Annotated in this window: 18 protein-coding genes and 1 pseudogene; 14 read left to right on the top strand and 5 right to left on the bottom strand. The window is 71.6% G+C overall.

Annotated features, from left to right (window positions below):
- Window positions 1-9: 9 nt before the first annotated feature.
- The gene (locus O7610_RS10660; RefSeq protein WP_289213171.1) at window positions 10-1,575 is read right to left on the bottom strand and encodes a hypothetical protein; all 1,566 of its coding nucleotides are present in this window, start codon (window positions 1,573-1,575) and stop codon (window positions 10-12) included.
- A gap of 192 nt (window positions 1,576-1,767) precedes the next feature.
- On the opposite strand from O7610_RS10660, the gene dnaE reads away from it, so the two are divergent.
- The gene (dnaE, locus tag O7610_RS10655) at window positions 1,768-5,310 is read left to right on the top strand and encodes a DNA polymerase III subunit alpha (RefSeq protein ID WP_289213170.1); all 3,543 of its coding nucleotides are present in this window, start codon (window positions 1,768-1,770) and stop codon (window positions 5,308-5,310) included.
- 21 nt (window positions 5,311-5,331) lie between these two features.
- The gene (locus O7610_RS10650; RefSeq protein ID WP_289213169.1) at window positions 5,332-6,141 is read left to right on the top strand and encodes a DUF2567 domain-containing protein; all 810 of its coding nucleotides are present in this window, start codon (window positions 5,332-5,334) and stop codon (window positions 6,139-6,141) included.
- On the opposite strand, the gene O7610_RS10645 is transcribed toward O7610_RS10650, so the two are convergent.
- The gene (locus tag O7610_RS10645) at window positions 6,056-6,757 is read right to left on the bottom strand and encodes an LON peptidase substrate-binding domain-containing protein (RefSeq protein ID WP_281550583.1); all 702 of its coding nucleotides are present in this window, start codon (window positions 6,755-6,757) and stop codon (window positions 6,056-6,058) included. The genes O7610_RS10650 and O7610_RS10645 overlap by 86 nt on opposite strands.
- Window positions 6,758-6,844: 87 nt before the next feature.
- Between O7610_RS10645 and hisD the strand changes: the two are divergent.
- The 8 genes and pseudogenes from hisD to hisF form a co-directional block, all read left to right on the top strand.
- Window positions 6,845-8,149, top strand: a pseudogene (hisD, locus tag O7610_RS10640) (histidinol dehydrogenase); the annotation flags it as partial.
- An 80-nt stretch (window positions 8,150-8,229) separates the two neighbouring features.
- Complete coding sequence (locus O7610_RS10635; protein WP_281550582.1) at window positions 8,230-9,408, top strand: histidinol-phosphate transaminase; 1,179 nt, start codon at window positions 8,230-8,232, stop codon at window positions 9,406-9,408.
- Window positions 9,408-10,019 (top strand): imidazoleglycerol-phosphate dehydratase HisB, encoded by a 612-nt coding sequence (gene hisB / locus O7610_RS10630; protein WP_123602584.1) that lies wholly within the window; start codon window positions 9,408-9,410, stop codon window positions 10,017-10,019. Before O7610_RS10635 ends, hisB begins: the two co-directional genes overlap by 1 nt.
- 1 nt (window position 10,020) lies before the next feature.
- Complete coding sequence (locus O7610_RS10625; RefSeq protein WP_281550581.1) at window positions 10,021-10,191, top strand: CG2302 family histidine operon protein; 171 nt, start codon at window positions 10,021-10,023, stop codon at window positions 10,189-10,191.
- The gene (hisH, locus tag O7610_RS10620; protein WP_289213168.1) at window positions 10,191-10,856 is read left to right on the top strand and encodes an imidazole glycerol phosphate synthase subunit HisH; all 666 of its coding nucleotides are present in this window, start codon (window positions 10,191-10,193) and stop codon (window positions 10,854-10,856) included. The genes O7610_RS10625 and hisH overlap by 1 nt, the downstream gene beginning before the upstream one ends.
- On the top strand, window positions 10,853-11,179 hold the full coding sequence (locus tag O7610_RS10615; protein WP_278170174.1) for a hypothetical protein: 327 nt from the start codon (window positions 10,853-10,855) through the stop codon (window positions 11,177-11,179). Before hisH ends, O7610_RS10615 begins: the two co-directional genes overlap by 4 nt.
- A gap of 27 nt (window positions 11,180-11,206) precedes the next feature.
- On the top strand, window positions 11,207-11,953 hold the full coding sequence (gene priA / locus O7610_RS10610; protein WP_281550579.1) for a bifunctional 1-(5-phosphoribosyl)-5-((5-phosphoribosylamino)methylideneamino)imidazole-4-carboxamide isomerase/phosphoribosylanthranilate isomerase PriA: 747 nt from the start codon (window positions 11,207-11,209) through the stop codon (window positions 11,951-11,953).
- A complete protein-coding gene (hisF, locus tag O7610_RS10605; protein ID WP_281550578.1) occupies window positions 11,950-12,732 on the top strand; it encodes an imidazole glycerol phosphate synthase subunit HisF in 783 nt (260 codons plus the stop codon). The genes priA and hisF overlap by 4 nt, the downstream gene beginning before the upstream one ends.
- A 33-nt stretch (window positions 12,733-12,765) precedes the next feature.
- On the opposite strand, the gene O7610_RS10600 is transcribed toward hisF, so the two are convergent.
- Window positions 12,766-13,242, bottom strand: a complete 477-nt coding sequence (locus O7610_RS10600; protein ID WP_281550577.1) for a hypothetical protein — start codon at window positions 13,240-13,242, stop codon at window positions 12,766-12,768.
- A 56-nt stretch (window positions 13,243-13,298) separates the two neighbouring features.
- On the opposite strand from O7610_RS10600, the gene O7610_RS10595 reads away from it, so the two are divergent.
- The gene (locus O7610_RS10595) at window positions 13,299-14,816 is read left to right on the top strand and encodes a beta-N-acetylhexosaminidase (protein ID WP_281550576.1); all 1,518 of its coding nucleotides are present in this window, start codon (window positions 13,299-13,301) and stop codon (window positions 14,814-14,816) included.
- On the opposite strand, the gene yczE is transcribed toward O7610_RS10595, so the two are convergent.
- Window positions 14,791-15,537, bottom strand: coding sequence for a membrane protein YczE (gene yczE / locus O7610_RS10590; protein WP_281550575.1), 747 nt, complete (start codon window positions 15,535-15,537; stop codon window positions 14,791-14,793). The genes O7610_RS10595 and yczE overlap by 26 nt on opposite strands.
- A gap of 59 nt (window positions 15,538-15,596) precedes the next feature.
- On the opposite strand from yczE, the gene yczR reads away from it, so the two are divergent.
- Window positions 15,597-17,057, top strand: a complete 1,461-nt coding sequence (gene yczR / locus O7610_RS10585) for a MocR-like transcription factor YczR (RefSeq protein ID WP_281550574.1) — start codon at window positions 15,597-15,599, stop codon at window positions 17,055-17,057.
- 25 nt (window positions 17,058-17,082) lie between these two features.
- Here the strand turns inward: yczR and O7610_RS10580 are convergent, their stop codons facing one another.
- A complete protein-coding gene (locus O7610_RS10580; protein ID WP_281550573.1) occupies window positions 17,083-18,909 on the bottom strand; it encodes an AMP-dependent synthetase/ligase in 1,827 nt (608 codons plus the stop codon).
- 382 nt (window positions 18,910-19,291) lie between these two features.
- Here O7610_RS10580 and O7610_RS10575 point away from each other — a divergent pair, with 382 nt between their 5' ends.
- Complete coding sequence (locus tag O7610_RS10575; protein ID WP_289213167.1) at window positions 19,292-20,506, top strand: S8 family peptidase; 1,215 nt, start codon at window positions 19,292-19,294, stop codon at window positions 20,504-20,506.
- A gap of 266 nt (window positions 20,507-20,772) precedes the next feature.
- The gene (locus tag O7610_RS10570) at window positions 20,773-22,155 is read left to right on the top strand and encodes a S8 family peptidase (protein ID WP_281550571.1); all 1,383 of its coding nucleotides are present in this window, start codon (window positions 20,773-20,775) and stop codon (window positions 22,153-22,155) included.
- Window positions 22,156-22,218: the final 63 nt, after the last annotated feature.

The raw sequence follows: 22,218 nt of genomic DNA, 5'->3' as shown, positions 1-22,218 counted from the left end.
GGCCCCTGGTCAGTCCGCTGGCACCCGGTCGGCTGTCGGCTGGCAGCCGTGCGCCACACCCCAGCGGGAGCACCGGCCGTCCGGGTCGGGCGTCGTGTGTGCGATCCACGCGAAGTAGCCGGCGTGGTTGGTCCGCTCGTCGGGCATGTACCGGTCGACGGTGGCGGACCCGGCGGAGGCGAGCACGAACAGCAGCGGCACGAGCAGCAACCCGACCGGTACGGTCGGCTCCCGGCCCGGGGCGGCGGCGCCGGTGCGGCCGCGCCAGTGCTGGACGGCGAGCAGCACACCGAATCCGGTGAGGATCAGCAGGCAGTAGAGCACCACTGCGGTGGTCCGCGGATACAGCCGTACGGTCTGGGTCTCCCACTGCTCGCTGGCCAGCCACATCCGCAGGAACCAGGCACTGGCCGCGCACGCGCCGAGGGCGATCACGATGCTGCGCCGCCAGGCCAGCGCGAGGGCCAGCCCGAGCCCGGCGGCGAGCAGCAGGGTGAACAGTCCGACCCCGCCGAGTTCGCCGACCGGCGGCCAGACCGGGCCGACGTCGGCCGGCCGGTCGTTGCGCCACATCGCGATGTACGCCGGCTCGGTGTCGGTGTCGAAATAGAAGTAGTCGTCGGAGGTGCCGCCGGTCGGGGCGAGCAGGCCGCGCAGATGCACCCATCCGACCAGCACGAAGCTGACCAGGGTTGCGCCGCCGAGCAGTAGGATCGACCGCCAGCCGGCCCGCCACGGGGCGGCCAGCGCGACGGCCACCAGCATGCCGCCGGCGCACCAGACGAACCATCCGGAGTAGAGCAGGAAGAGCAGCCCGAGTCCGACCCCGGCCACCGCACCGGCCAGCAGCGCCCGGCGGTCGGTCATCCGGTCGGCCCGGCGGACCGTCGACAGGAATCTCACCAGTACCGGGATCAGCATCACCAGGGTGATCTGCGGGTACGGCTTGACCGGTTCGATCATCGGCAGCATCGCCAGCACCCCGACGGTCACCGCCCAGAGCGGACGCAGCACCAGTCGCCAGGCCAGATAGGCGGCCGGGCCGAACAGAGCCGTACCGGCCAGTTGGAGGTCCTTGAGGGCGAGGACGTGCGGCTGGTCGGTCAACCGCGCCCAGGCCCCGATCACCCAGAAGACGACTGGTGGGTAGTGGTCGGATATGTCCTGCCCGGACCACAACGCGGCGGTCCACTCGAGGATCCACTGGTAGTCGCCGCCGCCGGCCCACAGCGGCAGCCGGGTGCCGCGCAGTGCCACCGCGATCCCACCGGCGACGAGCCCGGTGGCGAGCCCGGCGACTGCGGCGCAGCCGGCCCGGACGACGTACGGCCGGTGCGCAGGGGCGAGCAGCCGGTGCATCAGCACCATCGCAACGACCAGCACGCCGGCCAGCACCGCGAACCGGAGCTGGAGTGCTGCCAGACCGCTCACCTGCCCTTTCCGGTCCAGTGGATCGACATCTATGTCTTTGCTCCAGGCCAGGAACCCGAACGCGGCACCGATGCTGACCAGCGTCTCGACGCCGATGCCGGCCAACCTGGAGCGAAATGTGGGTATCTGTCTGGCTGTGTTCACACAGAGACGGTAAACCCTCGCTGACAGTGTTGTCGGGTGGAGCTCGTACTCTCCTGGGAGTGTCGTGAGTCGGGGGCGAGTGAAAGTCGTGCCGGCCGTGCGGCTGCGGTCCCCGCGCGCCTCGGTGCGGGGCCGCTGGCGACACGATAGGGTTCGCTGGTCGTGCCGGGACGGGAGAAGGGGGCCGGGTCGGTGTCCGATAGTTTTGTGCACCTGCACGTGCACACAGAGTATTCGATGCTCGATGGAGCGGCCCGGTTGAAGGAACTGTTCGCCGAGGCCAACCGTCTGGAGATGCCGGCCCTGGCGATGACCGACCACGGCAATCTTTTCGGCGCGTACGACTTCTTCAAGCAGGCGACCGGCGCCGGGGTGAAACCGATCATCGGCCTGGAGGCGTATCTCACACCCGGGACGGACCGTCGGGACCGGACCCGGGTACGGTGGGCCGAGGGTGGGGAGAACGACGTATCCGGTGGTGGCGCGTACACCCACATGACGATGCTGGCGGCGGACGCGGACGGCCTGCGTAACCTGTTCCGGCTGGGCTCGCGGGCGAGCCTGGAGGGGTACTTCTACAAGCCGCGTGCGGACCGGGAACTGCTGAACGAGTACGGCAAGGGGATCATCGCGACCACGGGGTGCCCGTCCGGTGAGGTCCAGACCTGGTTGCGGATCGGTGACTTCGAGAAGGCGTGCGCGTCGGCGGCCGAATTCCGCGACATTTTCGGTGCCGACAATTTCTACCTGGAGCTGATGGATCACGGACTGGGTATCGAGACCCGGGTCCGGGACGATCTGATCCGGCTCGGTAAGCGGTTGAATCTCAAACCGGTCGCAACCAATGATCTGCACTACACCCATGAACGCGACGCGGACGCGCACGAGGTGCTGCTGTGCGTACAGTCCGGTTCGACGATGGCGGACCCGAAACGGTTCAAGTTCGACGCCCGCGACTTCTATCTCAAATCCGCGGCGGACATGCGGAAACTGTGGGACGCCGAAGTGCCGGGGGCATGTGACAACACCCTCGAGATCGCCGAGAAGATCGGCGACTATTCGGCCCTGTTTTCGTCGCGGGACCTGATGCCGCAGTTCCCGGTACCGGCCGGGGAGACCGAGGAGTCGTTCCTGCGGGCCGAGGTGCTGCGCGGGCTGGAGCGCCGCTTCCCGGGTGGGGTGCCCGACGGGCACCGCCGGCAGGCCGAGTACGAGCTCGACGTGATCCTCAAGATGGGTTTCCCGGGTTACTTCCTGGTGACCGCGGACCTGGTGCACTACGCCAAGCGGGAAGGGATCCGGGTCGGTCCGGGCCGTGGTTCGGCGGCCGGGGCGCTGATCGCGTACGCCCTGGGCATCACCGAGCTGGACCCGATCCCGCACGGCCTGCTGTTCGAGCGGTTTTTGAATCCGGACCGGGTGTCGATGCCGGACATCGACATGGACTTCGACGAGCGTCGCCGCGGTGACATGATCCGCTACGCGACCGAGCGGTACGGCGAGGAGCGGGTCGCCCAGATCATCACCTACGGCACGATCAAGGCGAAGGCCGCGATCAAGGACGCGGCGCGGGTGCTCGGCTACCCGTTCGCGATGGGTGACCGGATCACCAAGGCGATGCCGCCGCCGGTGATGGGCAAGGACATCCCGCTGACCGGCATCTTCGACCCGAAACACCCGCGCTACCCGGAGGCGGTGGAGTTCCGGGCGCTGTACGAGTCCGACGGCGAGGTCCGCAAGATCGTCGACACGGCCAAGGGCCTGGAGGGGCTGAAACGGCAGTGGGGGGTGCACGCGGCCGGGGTGATCCTGTCCCGGGACCCCTTGGTGGACGTGCTGCCGATTCAGAAGCGGGAGCAGGACGGGGCGATCATCACCCAGTGGGACATGGGCGCGTGTGAGTCCATCGGCCTGCTGAAGATGGACTTCCTCGGGCTGCGCAACCTGACCGTGATGGACGACTGCCTGGCCGGGATCGCCGAGAACCAGAACCTCAACCTGGTCCTGGAGGATCTGCCGCTGGACGACAAGCGCGCCTACGAGCTGCTCGCCCGTGGTGACACGCTCGGGGTGTTCCAGCTCGACGGCGGGCCGATGCGGTCGCTGCTGCGCTCGATGGTGCCGGACAACTTCGAGGACATCTCCGCCGTCCTCGCCCTGTACCGGCCGGGTCCGATGGGCGCCAACGCGCACAACGAGTACGCCGACCGCAAGAACAACCGTAAACCGGTGGTGCCGATCCACCCCGAGCTGGCCGAACCCCTCGCCGACATCCTGGGCGACACCTACGGGTTGATCGTCTACCAGGAGCAGGTCATGGCGATCGCCCAGCAGCTGGCCGGCTACACGCTCGGCGCCGCGGACCTGCTGCGCCGGGCGATGGGCAAGAAGAAAAAGGAGATCCTGGACAAGGAGTACGTGCCGTTCTCGCAGGGCATGCGGGACAACGGCTACTCCGACGAGGCGATCAAGACGCTGTGGGACATCCTGGTCCCGTTCTCCGACTACGCGTTCAACAAGGCGCACACCGCCGGCTACGGCCTGGTGTCCTACTGGACGGCGTACCTCAAGGCCAACTACCCGGCCGAGTACATGGCCGCGTTGCTGACCAGCGTCGGCGACGACAAGGACAAGGCCGCCGTCTACCTGGCCGAGTGCCGGCGGATGAAGATCAAGGTGCTGCCGCCGGACGTGAACGCCTCCGGGGCCCGGTTCACCGCCGTCGGCGCCGACATCCGGTTCGGCCTGGCCGCCGTGCGTAACGTGGGTACGAACGTGGTCGACGCGATCGCCCGGTGCCGCAAGGACAAGGGCGCCTACACCGATTTCTACGACTTCCTGCGCAAGGTCGACGCGGTGGCCTGCAACAAACGTACCGTCGAGTCGTTGATCAAGGCGGGGGCGTTCGACTCGCTGGGGCACACCCGCCGGGGCCTGCTGACCGTGCACGCCGACGCGATCGACTCGTTCATGGACCTCAAACGCAACGAGGCGGTCGGCCAGTACGACCTGTTCGGCGACGCGTTCGGCGCCGCCGACCCGGCCGGCGGCGGCGCGGGTCCGATGGTGGTCACCCCACCGATCCCGGACGGCGAGTGGGACAAGACCGACCTGCTCACCTTCGAACGGGAGATGCTCGGCCTGTACGTCTCCGACCACCCGCTGTTCGGTGTCGAGCATGTCCTCGCCGCAGCGGCGGACATGTCCATCGCCGCCCTGTCCGAGGACGGCGCGGTCGCCGACGGTACCGTGGTCAACCTGGCCGGCATCCTCTCCGGGGTGCAGCGGCGGATCACCAAACAGGGCCGGGCGTGGGCGTCGGCCACCCTGGAGGACCTGGGCGGCGCCGTCGAGGTGCTGTTCTTCCCGAACACCTACGAACTCGTCGGCCAGTACATCGCCGAGGACGCCATCGTCGTGGTGAAGGGCCGGGTCGACCGACGCGACGACCAGCCCCGACTGATGGCGATGGACCTGTCCGTACCGGAGATCACCGCCGCCGACGAGATCAAACCCATCGTGATCGCACTGTCCCCGGCCCGCTGCACCCCACCCCTGGTCGACAGCCTCCGCGACGTGCTGACCAGCCACCCCGGCTCGGCCGAGGTACACGTCAAACTCGTCAACGGCGGCCGCGCCACCCTGCTGCGCCTCGGCCCGCACCGGGTCGCCCCGACCACCGCCCTGATGGCAGACCTCAAAGCGCTCCTCGGCCCCACCGCCGTGGCCGGCTGAGATCTGCGAGAGGATCGACGGGTGAGTTCCACCGCTGACGCCGGCCCACCCGGTGATCCGACCGGCCCGTCCGGGGCGTCGCCGGCGCCGCCGCCCGACACCGGCGCCGTGGAGCCCACCCGGGCCGCCGGCCGGCGCCGGATCTGGCGTCGGCCCGGGCTGTACGTCGCCGCCGCGATCACCGTCGGTGGTGCTCCGCTCGGCGTCGCCTGGTCGATGCTGGCCCCCTGGATTCCGGTGGTCAGAACCGAGCAGGGCGCGGCGGTACGCGGCGGCGCCCCGGAGTACTTCGTCGCCGCCGACGGCTGGTTCGCGATGCTCGGCGTCGGCTACGGGATCCTCGCCGGGATCGTCGTCTGGGCGTCGTTGCCCCGGTCCCGTGGACCGTACGGGCTGGTCGCCGTCACCGTCGGTGGGCTCGGCGCGGCAGCGCTGGCCTGGACCCTCGGCCGGCAGATCGGCCTGGCCGGCTACCAGCGGGCACTGGAGACGGCGGCGCTCGGTGCCCAGTTGGAGCGGCCACCGGATCTGCAGGCCGGCGACTTCGACCTGTGGTTCGGCGTGCTGCCGACGGTCACCGGCGCGTTCGGTGCTCCGGCGCTCGGCGCAGTGCTGGCGTACACCATGCTGGCCGGCTGGTCCAGCCACCCGGACCTGCGTCCCGAGCCGGACCTGGTCGGGGCCGGACCCGACCACCCGGACCTGCGTCCGGAGCCGGCCCCGGACGTCGCCGCCGATCCGCGGATCAGTTCGGACTCGCCGGAATCGCCAACTCGGGCAACGGGACCGGCACCGCCCGCACCCGGCGCAGCAGCGCCACCTCCCGATTGAGCATCCGCAGCTCGGCCCGTAGCCGCCGGGCGGTGTCCAGCTCCGCCAGCAGCGCCTGCCGCTCACTGATGTGCAACGCGGCGGTCGCCGCCACCAGGTGGGACAGCACGGTCGGCTGCTCCGGCAGCTGTTCGGTGATCTCGGCCGAGTCGGTCCGGACCAGGTCGAGATACTGCCGGAACACCGCGAGCAACTGCGGCGCCAGCAGGTCGGCCAGCTCCTCGGACCCGGTCGGCTCGGGCAGCCACTGCACCGACGCGGTGAGGTACGGCGTACCTTCGGTGGCCAGGTCGGTGATCCGGAACCGGCGCCGACCCACCGTCACGAGGTCGTACCGTCCGTTCGGCAGCTCGGTGACCTGCCGCAGCTGCGCGGTGCAGCCGATCTCGTGCAGGCTCACCGAGGTCGGCGTCGGCGCGCCCGGCGGCCCGGCGGTCGGCAGCACCTCCCAGCCACGCCGGATCGCCACCACCCCGAACTCCCGGGGGACCCCGTCGGGCAGGCTGGTCAGATGCCGGACCAGCGCCCGGTAGCGCTCCTCGAAGATGTGCAGAGGCAGCACCAACCCGGGGAAGAGCACCGTCCCGAGCGGAAAGACCGGTAGCCGCTGACCCACCGGTCGAGCCTAGCGTGGTCACGCTCACTGTCCCGTCCGCTGGACGGGCGGCGTCCGGCCAGTGGGAGGACGCCTAGACTCGCAGGCGTGCTGAACCGGATCGACCTGCGAGGCGGGTCACGCGACCCGCGTGGCCTGCTGCCCCGTGCCCAGCTCGACGTTTCCGCGGCGGTCGAGCGGATCCGCCCGCTGGTGGAGGCGGTCCGTGACCATGGCTACCCGGCGATCCGGGAGGCGGCCGAGCGGTTCGACGGGGTCAGCCCGCACCGGCTGCGGGTGCCCACCGAGGCGCTCGCCGCGGCTGAGCGTGACCTCGACCCCGGGGTCCGGGCCGCGCTGCTGGAATGCATCGACCGGACCCGGCGGGTGCACGCCGACCAGCGCCGGACCGACGTCACCACCCAGGTGGTGCCCGGAGGCACCGTCACCGAACGCTGGGTGCCGGTCGGCCGGGTCGGGCTGTACGTGCCCGGCGGGCTGGCGATGTACCCGTCGACCGTGGTGATGAATGTGGTACCCGCCCAGGTCGCCGGGGTGGCGTCGCTGGTGGTGACCAGCCCGCCGCAGCGCGACAACGACGGGCTGCCCGACGCCCGCGTACTGGCCGCCTGCGCCCTGCTCGGCGTCGACGAGGTGTACGCGGTCGGCGGCGCCCAGGCCGTCGCGATGCTCGGCTACGGTGCCGCCGTCGATCCGGACGGGACCGACCGGTGCGCCCCGGTCGACGTGATCACCGGGCCGGGCAACATCTGGGTCACCGCCGCCAAGCGGCTGCTGCGCGGGGTGGTCGGCATCGACGCCGAGGCCGGCCCGACCGAGATCGCCATTCTCGCCGACGACACCGCCGACCCGGTGCACGTCGCCGCCGACCTGATCAGCCAGGCCGAGCACGACCCGTTGGCGGCCAGCGTGCTGGTCACCCCGTCGACCGGGCTGGCCGACGCGGTCGACCGGGAGCTGGCCCGGCAGGTGCCGGCCACTCGGCACGCCGACCGGATCGCCACCGCGCTCGGCGGCGAGCAGTCCGGCACCGTCCTGGTCGACGACCTCGACGCCGGTCTGGCCGTGGTCGACGCGTACGCCGCCGAGCACCTGGAGATCCAGACCCGGGACGCCCGGCAGTGGGCGCTGCGGGTCCGCAACGCCGGGGCGGTCTTCGTCGGCGCGTACGCCCCGGTGTCGCTGGGCGACTACTGCGCCGGCTCCAACCACGTCCTGCCCACCGGCGGCTGCGCCCGGCACTCCTCGGGTCTGTCGGTGCAGTCCTTCCTGCGCGGCATCCACCTCGTCGAGTACGACGCGGACGCGTTGCGTGACGTCGCCGACCACGTGGTCACTCTGGCCGAGGCCGAGGACCTGCCGGCGCACGGGCAGGCGGTCCGGGCCCGGTTCGCCGACCCGACCGGCAGCGCCGCCCCGGCAGCGAACTCACCGGCCGTTTCCCCGATCGCGGGTGGATCGACGGTGACCAGATGACCGGCCCGATCACCCTGGACGACCTGCCGATCCGCGACGATCTGCGCGGGCGCAGCCCGTACGGCGCACCGCAGTTGGACGTGCCGGTGCGGCTCAACACCAACGAGAACTCCTACCCGCTGCCGGACGTCGTGGTCGAGGCGATCGCCGAGGCGGTCACCGCCGAACTGCGGGAACTCAACCGCTACCCGGACCGGGATGCGGTCGCGCTGCGGGCCGACCTGGCCGGCTATCTCGGCCATGGGCTGACCACCGCCGGGGTGTGGGCGGCCAACGGCTCCAATGAGATCCAGCAGCAGCTGCTGCAGGCGTTCGCCGGTCCCGACCGGGTGGCGCTCGGCTTCACCCCGGCGTACTCGATGCATCCGCTGCTGGCGGTGGGCACCGGCACCCGGTGGGTGGACGGCCGGCGCGGACCCGACTTCGACCTGTCCGCCGACGACGCGGCCGGCCAGGTGGTCGAGCACCAGCCGGACCTGGTCTTCCTCTGCTCCCCGAACAACCCGACCGGGACCGCCCTGGACCCGGCGGTGGTGCGGGCGGTGCTGGCCGCCGCGCCGGGCATGGTCGTCGTCGACGAGGCGTACGCCGAGTTCGCCCGCCCCGGCACGGCCAGCGCGGTGCAGCTGCTGTCGACGCATCCACGGCTGGTGGTGACCCGGACGATGAGCAAGGCGTTCGGTTTCGCCGGCGGTCGGCTGGGCTACCTGGCCGCGCATCCGGCGGTGGTCGACGCGGTCCAACTGGTCCGCCTGCCCTACCATCTGTCGGCACTCACCCAGGCGGCGGCCCGGGCGGCGCTGGCGCACCGGGACACCCTGCTCGGTACGGTACGGGTGATCATGCATCAGCGGGACCGGATCGTCGCCGAGCTGCGTCGGCTCGGGCTCACCGTGGCGGACAGCGACGCCAACTTCGTGCTGTGCGGTGTCGATGGCGTCGCCGGTGGCGACCAGCGGGCCGTCTGGCAGGCGTTGCTGGAGCGTGGGGTGCTGGTCCGCGACGTCGGGCTGGCCGGCTGGCTGCGGGTGACCGCTGGGACGCCGCAGGAGACCGACGCGTTCCTCGCCGCGATGACCGAACTGGTCGCCAAGGCCGAACGGGCCGCCACGTCGCAGACAGCCGCAAATTTCCTCCCTGGCCTGCGGGCCGGAGCGTCCACGGAAGGAATCTGATGAACCGCACCGCGCGGGTCGAACGCACCACGGCCGAGACCAAGGTGCTGGTGGAGCTGGACCTCGACGGCACCGGCACCGCCGACATCGGCACCGGTGTCGGCTTCTACGACCACATGCTGCACCAGATCGCCCGGCACGGCGGTTTCGACCTGACCGTACAGACGGTCGGTGACCTGGAGATCGACGCGCACCACACGATGGAGGACACGGCGATCGCGCTGGGCACCGCGCTGCGCCAAGCGCTGGGCGACAAGGCGGGCATCCGCCGGTACGGCTCGGCCACCATTCCGATGGACGAGGTGCTGGTACGAGCGGCGGTCGACCTGTCCGGCCGGCCGTACGTGGTGCACGACGAGCCGGCGCTGGCGCCCTACATCGGGCCGGTCTACCCGACCAGCATGACCCGGCACATCTGGGAGTCACTCGGCCATTCGGCCATGATCACGCTGCACGTGTCGGTGCTGCGGGCCGCCCGCGACGGCGGCCACCCGGATGCGCACCACGTGGTCGAGGCCCAGTTCAAGGCGGTCTCCCGGGCGCTGCGCGAGGCGGTGGCGATCGACCCCCGGTCGGCCGGCTCGGTGCCCAGCACCAAAGGCGCGCTGTAACGTGGACAGCTTCCTGCCGGTAGCGCTGTTCGCGCTGGCCGGGGTGCTGGTCGGTGGTGCCTGGTCGCTGCATCGTCAGGGTGCCGGGCGCGGTGCCGTCGGCCTGGCCGCCGGGCTCGCCCTGCTGGCGGTCGCCGCCGGTGTGTTCTGGCTGCTACCCGGAGGTGACTGATGGCCACGCCACCGCCGGCCGTCGTGGTGCTCGACTACGGCTCCGGCAATCTGCGCTCCGCCGAACGCGCGCTGGCCCGGGCCGGTGCCCAGGTGACCGTGACCGCCGACCTGGCCGCGGCCGACGCCGCCGCCGGGCTGGTGGTGCCGGGTGTCGGCGCGTACGCGGCCTGCATGTCCGGCATCGACGAGTTGGGCGCGGCGCCGGTGATCGCCCGGCGGGTCGCCGAGGGACGCCCGGTGCTCGGCATCTGCGTCGGCATGCAGATCCTCTTCGAGTACGGCGAGGAGCACGGGGTGGTCACCAAAGGGCTCGGCCTGCTGCCCGGCGGGGTTCGCCGGCTGCCCGCCGAGCGGGTGCCGCACATGGGCTGGAACACCGTCGCCGCGCCGGCCGGCAGCACCTTGTTCGCCGGGCAGCCCGCCGACGCCCGGTTCTACTTCGTGCACTCCTACGCGGCGCTCGCCGTCGATCAGCTGACCGCCGCCGGCGCCCTGGTCACCACCACCGGTCACGGGGGCCGCTTCGTGGCCGCCGCCGAACGCGGTGCGCTGTCGGCGACGCAGTTCCATCCGGAGAAGTCCGGCCAGACCGGGGCCACCCTGCTGGGCAACTGGCTGGCCATGCTGACTGCGCCGACCACGACGGGAGGGGAGGACCGGTGAGCAAGGAACGGGCCCGCCGCCGGGCCGCCCGGCTGGCCGAGGCGGAACGCGAGCGGGCCGCCCGGGCCCGGACCAGCGCCCGCCGGCAGCGTCGTCGGTCCGCGCTGCGCCGGCTCACCCCACGCCGGCCGGGCGGGCGCACCGGGCGGTTGTTCATCCGGCGCAGCCGCGCCGAACGCGCCGGGATCGCAGTGCTGACCGTGGCGGCGCTGGCGGTCGTCTGGCTGGCCGTGCCCGACATGGCGCTGCGCCTGCTGCTGATCGCCGTACTGCTGCTCGTGGCACCCGCCGTCGTGGTCATCGCACTCGGCCGACGGACCTGACACCCACCATCTTCGAGGAGACGATCCGTGACTCTGACCCTGCTTCCCGCTGTCGACGTCGCCGACGGCCAGGCCGTCCGCCTGGTCCAGGGCGCGGCCGGTAGCGAAACCTCCTACGGTGATCCGCTGGAGGCGGCGCTCGCCTGGCAGCGTGACGGGGCGGAGTGGATCCACCTGGTCGACCTCGACGCCGCCTTCGGCCGCGGCAGCAACGCCCATCTGCTCGCCGAGGTGGTCCGGCAGCTCGACGTGGCGGTGGAGTTGTCCGGCGGGATCCGCGACGACGAGTCGCTCGCCGCCGCGTTGGGCACCGGCGCGGCCCGGGTCAACATCGGCACCGCCGCGTTGGAGGATCCGGTCTGGTGCGACCGGATCGTCGCCGAGTTCGGCGACCGGGTGGCGATCGGCCTGGACGTGCGTGGCCGTACGCTGGCCGCCCGAGGCTGGACCCGTGACGGCGGCAACCTGTTCGAGATCCTCGAACGGCTGGACAAGGCCGGGGCCGCGCGGTACGTGGTCACCGACATCACCAAGGACGGCACCATGCGGGGACCGAACCTGGACCTGCTCCGTGAGGTGTGCTCGCGGACCGACGCGCCGGTGATCGCCTCCGGCGGCGTCTCCACCCTGGATGATCTGCGGGCGCTTGCCACGCTGGAATCGGCCGGGGTGGAGGGTGTGATCGCCGGCAAGGCGCTGTACGCGGGCGCGTTCAGCGTCGCGCAGGCGCTCGCCGCGCTGCGCGACGCCGGTCGCCCGGAGGTTTCCGGGTGAGCGTCGCGGTCCGGGTGATCCCCTGCCTCGACGTGGACGCGGGCCGGGTGGTCAAGGGGGTCAACTTCGTCGACCTGCGCGACGCCGGGGATCCGGTCGAGCTGGCCGCCGCCTACGACGCGGCCGGAGCGGACGAGCTGACCTTCCTCGACGTCACCGCCTCTTCCGACGCCCGCGGCACCATGCTGGACGTGGTCCGCCGGACCGCCGAGTCGGTGTTCATCCCGCTCACCGTCGGCGGCGGGGTGCGTTCGGTGGAGAACGTGGACACGCTGCTGCGCGCCGGGGCGGACAAGGTCGGGGTGAACACCGCGGCGATCGCCCGTCCCGGTCTGATCGCTGAGGTCGCCGACCGGTTCGGCCGGCAGGTGCTGGTGCTGTCCCTGGATGTACGCCGCGCCGGGCGGGAGACGGTCGCCAGCGGCGACACGCCGAGCGGGTTCGAGGTGACCACCCATGGCGGTCGGCGGGGGACCGCGATCGACGCGGTGGCCTGGGCGCGGCGCGGGGCCGAACTGGGTGCCGGTGAGATCCTGCTCAACTCGATGGACGCCGACGGCACCAAGGCGGGTTTCGACGTCGAGCTCATCGCTGCGGTACGGGCGGTGGTCGACATACCGGTGATCGCCAGCGGCGGTGCCGGTGCCACCGCGCACTTCCCACCGGCGGTGGCCGCCGGGGCTGACGCGGTCCTCGCCGCGAGCGTGTTCCACTTCGGCGAGCTGACCATCGGCGCGGTCAAACAGGAGCTGCGTGACGCCGGCCACCCGGTGCGCTGACCGCCGTAGCCGACCCCGTCGACCCGCCCGAGGTCAGGCCCGGCCCTGCTGGGCGGCGGCGGAGTTCTCCACCGAACGCCGGGGCACCGGCGGCAGGAAACGCCCGGTGTATTCGAGCATCGCGGCGGCGTGGTCCTGGTCGTCCAGCCGCCACTCGGCCTCGGTGGCGGCGTACCGCTGGTCGAGCACCCCGTGCACACTGTCCACCGTGGTGGTCAGACCGCTGCGTGGCCGGTCCCGCCACAGCTGTTCCCCGGCCTCGGTCACCAGGAACCAGCCGTCGCTGACCGAGATCAGGTCGGCACCGAGCAGTCGGCGTACCCCGGTCTCTATTTCTTCCCGGGTGGGGATCGCCTGGTTGAGGTGTTCGGCGGTGGCGAGCACGTCGACCAGACGTACCCCTTCGGGTCGACGGCTCAGCGGCGACCTGCGGTGCCGACCCACCTTGCCCGCGATGACCGCCGAGACGAAGATCCACGCGTCCGACCAAGCCCACCCCTCGTCCATCATCTGCCCATGATGCCGCGCCGGGCGCGCGGGCGGAACTCCTGTGCTTGGCTGTGGACATGCTTTTGCCACGTCCCACCCACCTGATCCGTGAGGCCGGGCATTTCGCCCTCGATGCCGCGACCAGCGTGTGCGCGCCGGTCGGTGTCGCCGACCTGCTGCGCGAGCTGCTCACCCCGGCGACCGGGCTGCCGTTGCCGCCGGTCGGGGCACCCGGCGATGGCGTGATCAGCCTGCTGGTGCGCGATGATCCCGAGCTCGGTGCCGAGGGCTACCGGCTGCGGGTCGACCCGGCCGGGGTCCGGGCGGTGGCCGCCGCCGAGGCCGGGCTGCGCTGGGCGGTGCAGACGCTGCGGCAGTTGCTGCCCGAGCAGGTGTACGCGGCCGGCCCGGTCACCGGGGTGCCGTGGCGGCTGCCGATGGTGGAGATCGTCGACGTGCCGGCGTACCCCTGGCGGGGGTCGCTGCTCGACGTGGCCCGCTGGTGCCACCCGTTGCCGCTGCTCTACCGCTACGTCGACGTGCTGGCCATGCACAAGCTCAACACCCTGCACCTGCATCTGACCGATGACCAGGGTTGGCGGTTCGAGGTGCGGCGGTACCCCCGGTTGACCGAGGTGGGCGGGTTCCGCGTGGCGTCGCCGGCCGGTCACCTCCGGGACGGCCGCAGTGACGGGGTGCCGCACGGTGGCTGGTACCGGCAGGCGGAGCTGCGTGACCTGGTGGCGTACGCGGCTCGGCGCGGCGTGCGGATCATGCCGGAGATCGACCTGCCCGGGCACGCCCAGGCGGCGATCGCGGCCTATCCCGAGTTCGGCAACGATCCGACCCGCCAGTTGGCAGTCGGGACGACCTGGGGGATCTCCACCCACGTACTCAACCTGGAACCGGCCACGTTGGCCGCCGTGCACCACATCCTCGACGAGGTGGTCGAGGTCTTCCCGTTCGAGTACGTGCACGTCGGCGGGGACGAGGTGCCGACCGCCGAGTGGGCGGCGAACCCGGCGGCCGTCGCTCGTGCCACCGAACTCGGCCTGCCCCGGGTGGCGGACCTGCAGGGCTGGTGGACCGGGCGGCTCGCCGAGCATCTGGCGGGCCACGGCCGGCGGACTGCAGTCTGGGACGAACTGCTCGACCGGGGTGCACCGGCCGGGGCCACCGTCTTCGCCTGGCGGGGCATCGACCGGATCGACGCGGCCCGGGCCGCCGGTCTGCCGGTGGTCGCCGCGCCGTACAGCCACACGTACTTCGACTGGGCCGAGTCCGACGATCCGGCCGAGCCGTTGGCCATCGCCGGGGTGCTGCCGCTGCGCACGGTGTACGGGTTCCAGCCCGGCGACGTGCTCGGGGTGCAGGGGCAGCTGTGGAGCGAGTACCTGCCCACCGAGCAGCGGGTGTGGTGGCGGGCCTTCCCCCGGCTGGCGGCGTTGGCCGAGGTGGGCTGGTCCGGACCGGTGCCGACCGACGACACCGGCGCGGTCCCGCCCGGGGTGTGGGCGGAGTTCCGTAGCCGGCTGACCGGGCAGCTGCGCCGGCTGGACCGGGCCGGTGTCAGCTACCGTCCACCGGATGACTGACCGCCGGGACCGGCTCGGGCGCGGTTCTGTCGGGCGCGGCTGCGTCGGTGGGTACGGTGCACAGCGGCAGGAAGAACTGCACCAGCGGTCCGATGCCGACGGCGTAGAGCACGGTGCCCAGCCCGGCGGTGCCGCCCAGCAGCCAGCCGCACGCCAGCACGGTCAGCTCGATCACGGTGCGGACCAGCCGGACCGAGCTGCGCGGGTGCCGGGCCACCCAGCCGGTCATCAACCCGTCCCGGGGGCCGGGGCCCATCCGCGCCCCGATGTACAGGCCGGTGGCCAGGCCGTTGAGCACGATCCCGGCGACCAGGAACGTGCCCCGGACCGGCAGGTGCGTCGGTGCCGGCAGTAGTGCGAGGCCAGCGTCCACCGCGACGCCGATCACCACCACGTTGCTGACCGTGCCGAGGCCGGGCCGCTGCCGCAGCGGTATCCACAGCAGCAGCACGGCGCCGCCGACGAGCACCGTGACGGTCCCGAAGCTCAGCCCGGTCAGCTGGGTCAACCCCTGGTGGAAGACGTCCCACGGGTTCAGCCCGAGATCCGACTCGATCATCAGCGCCATGCTGACGCCGTACAGGGTGAGGCCGGCGTAGAGCTGTCCGAGCCGCCGGGGCAGTCGCCGACCCGGGTGGCGGCCGGGGCGGCCGCCGGGATGGTGACCGGGGTTGGGATCCGGTCTGCAGCGGAGTCCACCGCCGTTGCCAATTCTGGTCATGCATGCCACTCTGAAGTCCAATCGGCGATGGCGGTACGGCCAATTGGAGGCAACTGGTTATGGCGGTGATCGTGCGGGGGAGCCAATTGGCCCGGCTGCTCGGCCAGTGGCATGCCCTGCCCGGCCGGCGGCGCAACCCGGACTACGCCGCGTTGGCCGGGGCGGTCCGCGGCCTGCTCGCTGACGGGCGGCTGCCGCTCGGCGTACGGCTGCCGGCCGAGCGGGAACTGGCCGAGGCGCTGCGGATCAGCCGGACCACCGTCACCGCCGCGTACCGCAGCCTGCGGGAGACCGGCCACCTGACCAGCCGCCGGGGAGCCGGCAGCTGGACCACGTTGCCCAGCGGCCACCAGGTCGCCAGCTCCGGGCTGTGGACTGCGGAGACCGCCCCCGACATGATCGACTTGGGGTACGCGGCGCTGGCCGCCCCGCCCGAGCTGGTGCCGGCGGCCCGGGCCGCCGCCGAGGACCTGCCCCGCTACCTGCAGCACGCCGGCTACTACCCGACCGGGCTTGCCGAGCTACGGGCCTCGGTAGCCCAGGGCTACACCCGGCGTGGTCTGCCCACCAGCGCGGAACAGATCATGGTGACCAGCGGCACCCAGCACGCCCTCGACCTGGTGCTACGGCTGCTGCTGCCAGCCGGCGCGCCGGTGCTGGTCGAGTCGCCCACCTACCCGAACGCGCTCGCCGCGCTCGCCGCCCGCCGGGCCCGGATCGCCACCCACGGACTGGCGACCACCGACGGCGACGGGTGGGACGCCGACCTGCTGCTCGGCGCGATCCGGCAGGACCGGCCCCGGTTGGCCTACCTGATCCCCGAGTTCCAGAACCCGACCGGTCACCTGATGTCGACAGCGCTGCGGGAGCGGGTGGTCGCGGCGGCCCACGCCAGCGGCACCGACCTGGTGGTCGACGAGTCGTTCGTGGACCTGCCGCTGGACGGCACCCCGGTGCCGCCGCCTACCGCGGTCTTCGACCGGCATTCCCGGGTGATCTCCGTCGGGGGGATGAGCAAGCCCTACTGGGGTGGGCTGCGGATCGGCTGGGTGCGGGCCTCGGCGCCGTTGGTGCAGCGACTGGCCGCGCTGCGGGTCGGGGTGGACATGGCCGGTCCGGTGCTGGACCAGCTGGTCGGGGTCCACCTGCTGGCCGCTGCGGACACCATCGTGCCGGCCCGGTTGGCGCAGCTCACCGCCCAGCGGGACGCGTTGCTCGCCGAGCTGGCCAGCGTGCTGCCCGAGTGGCGGGTCACCGTGCCGCACGGCGGGGTGACCCTCTGGGCGGAGCTGGACGGCCCGATCTCCAGCGCGCTCGCCAGGGCGGCTGAGGAGTCCGGGGTACGACTGGCCCCTGGTCCCCGGTTCGGCATCGACGGCACCCTGGAGCGGTTCCTGCGGTTGCCGTTCACCCTGCCGGTGCCGGTGCTGACCGATGCGGTACGACGGATCGCCGCCGTGCGCTACGACCTTGACCGCACCAGCCGCCGCCAGTGGCGGGAACCCGCTATGATCGCCTGACGGCGGCTGGTGCCCGACCCCACGGTCAGATCTCGGCGAGCTGACCGGCGTACATCCGGTCGATCTCGGCGGCGAAGTTGTTCTCCACGATCCGGCGTTTGATCTTGAGCGACGGCGTCATCTCGCCGTCCTCGATGGTCAGATCCCGACTGAGGATAGCGAACTTCTTGATTGTCTCCCACCGGTTGAGCTTGGCGTTGAGTTCGGCGACGTAGCCCGCCACCAGAGTGTGCACCTCGGGCGAGGCGACGATCTCGGCGTACAGTCGGCCGGCCAGCGGTCCGTCGGCGGCCCATCCGGTGATGGCGTCCGGGTCCAGGGTGACCAGCATGGTGCAGTAGTTGCGGGCCTGGCCGATCACCACCGCCTGCGAGGTGTACGGACAGACCGCCTTGAACAGGCCCTCGATGTGCGACGGTGCCACGTACTTGCCACCGGACGTCTTGACCAGGTCCTTCTTGCGGTCGGTGATGGTCAGGAAGCCCTCGTCGTCGAGGTTGCCGATGTCGCCGGTGCGGAAGAACCCGTCGGCGGTGAACGCCTCGGCGGTCTCCGCCGGCAGGTTGTGGTAGCCACGCATCACCGGTGCGCCGCGCAGCAGCACCTCGCCGTCCTCGTCGATGCGGCACTCCAGGTCGCCCAGCGCCTGCCCGACGGTGCCGATCTTGATCTGGACCGGCCGGTTGACGAAGTTGGCCGCGCTCGCCTCGGTCAGCCCGTAGCCCTCGCAGATCGGCAGGTTGGCGGCGGCGAAGAACTCGGCGATGTCCGGGCTCAGCGGCGCCGAACCGGAGACCAGCGCGTTGATGTGCCCGCCGAGGCGGGCCTGGAGCTTGCTGAAGACCAGCTTCTCGGCGATCGCGTACTTGAGCTTCAGCCCACCCGACACCGGCCGGCCGGCCTGTTGCCGGGCGACCCGCTGGCGACCGACGCCGACCGCCCAGTCGAAGATCCGGGCCTTGGCGCCGCCGGCCTCCTGTGCTGTGGTGACCGCCTTGTTGTAGACCTTTTCGAAGATCCGCGGGGCGGCGCACATCAGCGTGGGCCGGACCACCGACAACATGTCGACCAGTTTGTCCACCCGGCCGTCCACGTAGGTCGGAAGTCCGACGTGGATGATGCTGCATAGCAGGGTCTTGCCGAACGAGTGCGACAGCGGCAGCCAGAGGTACTGCAGGTCGTCGGGGTTCATGATGCCCAGCTGGGACTGGGCGACAGCCTCCCAGCACCAGCCCCGGTGCAGCAGCTCGACGCCCTTGGGCCGCCCGGTGGTGCCGGAGGTGTAGATCAGGGTGGCCAGGTGCTCCGGCTCGATGGTGGTGGCGATCCGTTCGATCAGGCCGGGTTCCTCGGCGAGTGCCTGGGCGCCGCGTTCCTCCAGCTCGGCCAGGGTGAGCTGGGGGACCGTCGCGGCGGGGTCGGCTGCTCCGTCGATGAGCACCACGTGGGTCAGCGCGGGCAGGTCCGCGCCAACCATCTTGTCGGCCTGGGCGCGGTTCTCAGCGATCAGGATCTTCGAGCCGGAGTCGCCGACGATGAACGCCGCGTCGGCCGGCTCGGTGGTGGGGTAGACGGTGGTCGTCGCGCCGGCGGCGCACATGATGCCCAGATCGGCCAGCACCCATTCGATCCGGGTGTTGGCCAGGATGGCCACCCGGTCCTCGTTGCCGACGCCCAGCCCGTACAGGCCGGCGGCGATCGCCCTGGTCCGGCCGGCGACCTCGGCCCAGGTCATCCAGGTCAGGCCGGAGTCGCCGGGGGCCGGGCCGGCGATCGCGTTCCGGTCCGGCGTGGCAGCCACCCGCTGCAGAAACATGTCGGGAATCGACCGGTATGGGACGTCGAGAGCCATCGGGTCCGTCGCCTCCGCATATGTGATAGTGAGCGCCGTCACGTAAATTCTGTGTTACCGAACAGTAGTGCCAGGGTCGGCTTTCGGCTAGCCCCAAGCGTCGCCCAGCGCGGCAAACCCGGCCAGGTCTCGCGGTGCCGTTCCTCGTCAAGGGCTGGTTCGCCCGTGCCCGGCGGTGTCCGGCGGCGGTGCCCGGCTTCGGGGTCGGCGGCCCGGGCCGGCGCCGGGCACCGCAAACCATGCGTCGGCGGTATAGGGATATCGATATATAAACCTGCCTACGCTCCTGCATACGATCCCATCGATCGATATCCCGATCGCCCGCCCGCGACCGAGACGGCCACAAGCCGACGCGGGTGTCCGCATCCAGGAAGGAACAGGGATGACCGTTCTTCGTACCACCGGCCGCCGGCTGCTGCTGGCCGGCTGCGCCGCCGCCGTCGCCACCGCGCTGGTTGGCAACCCGGCGGCCGCCGCTCCGGCCGGGGAGATCAAGCTCGCCGGCGGGGCCACCGCGGTCGCGGGCAGCTACATCGTGGTGTTCACCGACGCCGCCGTCGCGGCCCGGAATGACGCGGCCCGCGCGGTCGCCGTCGCCGACCGGGCCGACAGCCTCGCCGCACAGTACGGCGGTGCCGTCAACCGTGTCTTCGGCGCCGCGGTCAACGGCTTCGAGGCGCGGCTGTCGCCGTCGGCCGCTCGCCGGCTCGCCGCGCACTCGTCCGTGGCGTACGTGGAGCAGAACCACACCGTGTCGCTCGCCGCGACCCAGAACAACCCGCCGTCCTGGGGTCTGGACCGCATCGACCAGCGCAACCGGCCGCTGAACAACGCCTACACCTACCCCACGACGGCAAGCAACGTCACCGCGTACATCATCGACACCGGCATCCGCACCACGCACAACGACTTCGGTGGGCGGGCCCGCGCCGGCTACGACGCGTTCGGCGGCACGTCGGCGGACTGCAACGGACACGGCACCCACGTCGCCGGTACGGTCGGCGGCAGCGCGTACGGGGTGGCCAAGGGCGTCCGGCTGGTCGCCGTTCGGGTGCTCAACTGTTCCGGCGGCGGCACCATCGCCGGGGTCGTCGCCGGGGTCAACTGGGTCACCGCCAACGCGGTGAAGCCGGCGGTGGCGAACATGAGCCTCGGCGGCGGGGCCAGCAGCACGCTGGACAGCGCGGTGGCGAACTCCATCTCCTCCGGCGTCAGCTACGCGGTGGCGGCCGGCAACTCGAACGCCAACGCCTGCAACTACTCGCCGGCCCGGGTCTCCAGCGCGATCACCGTCGGCGCCACCACCAGCAGCGACGCCCGCGCGTCGTACTCCAACTACGGCTCCTGCCTGGACATCTTCGCGCCGGGTTCGTCGATCACCGCACCGTGGTACAACAGCAACACCGCGACCAACACCATCAGCGGCACCTCGATGGCTTCCCCGCACGTGGCGGGTGCCGCCGCTCTGGTGCTCGGCCGGTTCCCCTCCTACAGCCCGTCCCAGGTGGCCAGCTACCTGGTCAGCAACGCCACCACCGGCGTCGTGTCCAGTGCGGGCTCCGGCTCGCCGAACCGCCTGCTCTTCGTGGTCAACTGATCCGGTGATCAGCTGACCGATCCGACGAGTCGAGCAGTGCACGCGGCCCCCGGGCACCCCAGCGCCCGGGGGTCGCACCCGTTGCTACCGCCGAATGGTGACAGTGCTGAGGGTAGTCGTATGCATACTGCGAGTAGTATGACCGAAGAGATATAGGAAACTGTCAATCAGCTCCGACCTACGATCGGTCCGATCGGCATCGTCGATCGTTCATCTGTCCGCAGTGGGCGCTCCGCTGTGGATCAAAGATCGAAGGAAGGACGGAGATGACACCCTTGCGCACGCACGTCCGGCGGGCCCTGGTACTGGTCGTGGCGGCGGCCGTCGCCACCATCACGGTCACCCCGCCGGCCGCGGCCGCACCCACCGGCGAGATCCGCCAGGCGGGTGGCGCCACCGCGGTGACGGGCAGCTACATCGTCACGTTGAAGGCCAGCGCGGTGAGCGGCTCCCGCACCACGCGGACCGCCCGGATCGCGACCCGCGCCGCCGCCCTCGCCGGCACCTACGGTGGTGTGGTCAACCGGCTGTACGAGACCGCCTTCACCGGCTTCGAGATCAAACTCTCCGAGGCCGCCGCCCGTCGCCTGGCGGCGCACTCGTCCGTGGCGTACGTGGAACAGAACCACACCGTCTCGCTGGCGGGCACCCAGGTCAACCCGCCGTCCTGGGGTCTGGACCGGATCGACCAGCGTTACCTGCCGCTGGACCGCTCCTACACCTACCCGAACACCGGTTCGACGGTCACCGCGTACATCATCGACACCGGCATCCGGTTCGACCACACCGACCTCAGCCCCCGGGCCGTCCCCGGGTACGACGCGTTCGGCGGCACGTCGGCGGACTGCAACGGGCACGGCACCCACGTCGCCGGTACGGTCGGTGGCACCAGGTTCGGAGTGGCCAAGCAGGTCCGGCTGGTCGCCGTCCGGGTGCTCAACTGCTCCGGCAGCGGGACCGTCGCCGGGGTCCTCGCCGGCGTCAACTGGGTCACCACCAACGCCGCCGGCCGACCGGCGGTGGCGAACATGAGCCTCGGCGGCGGGGCCAGCGCCACGCTGGACAGCGCCGTGACCGCCTCGATCGCCTCCGGCGTCAGCTACGCGGTGGCGGCCGGCAACTCGAACGCCGACGCCTGCAACTTCTCGCCGGCCCGGGTGACCGCCGCGATGACCGTCGGGGCCACCGACCGCAACGACAACCGGGCACCGTACTCCAACTGGGGACGCTGCCTGGACCTGTTCGCGCCCGGATCGCAGATCACCTCGGCCTGGCACACCAGCCCGACCGCTACCAACACGATCAGCGGCACCTCGATGGCCGCCCCGCACGTGGCCGGCGCGGCCGCCATGGTGCTGCAGGCGTACCCGAACTACACCCCGGCGCAGGTGACCGCCTTCATCCTGCGGCTCGCCACGCCGAACGTGGTGGTCAACCCCGGGCCCGGCTCGCCGAACCTGCTGCTCTACGTGCTGTTCCGGAACATCATCACTCCGGTACCGACGCTGACCGTCAATCCGACCGTGATCCCGACCCTCACCCCACGCCCGACCTTCACCCCACGCCCGACGCTGACCCCACGCCCGACGTTGACTGCGGTGCCGACGCTGACCCAGCGTCCGCCGCTGCTGCCCGCACCGATCGGCTGATCCGTCCGGCCGCCGGGACGGGCGGCACCTCGTCCCGGCGGCCGGCCGACCGGCCCGGACCGC

The organism is Solwaraspora sp. WMMA2065 (assembly GCF_030345075.1).
Lineage (GTDB): Bacteria > Actinomycetota > Actinomycetes > Mycobacteriales > Micromonosporaceae > Micromonospora_E.
This window is presented reverse-complemented; position numbering and strand designations above follow the sequence as displayed.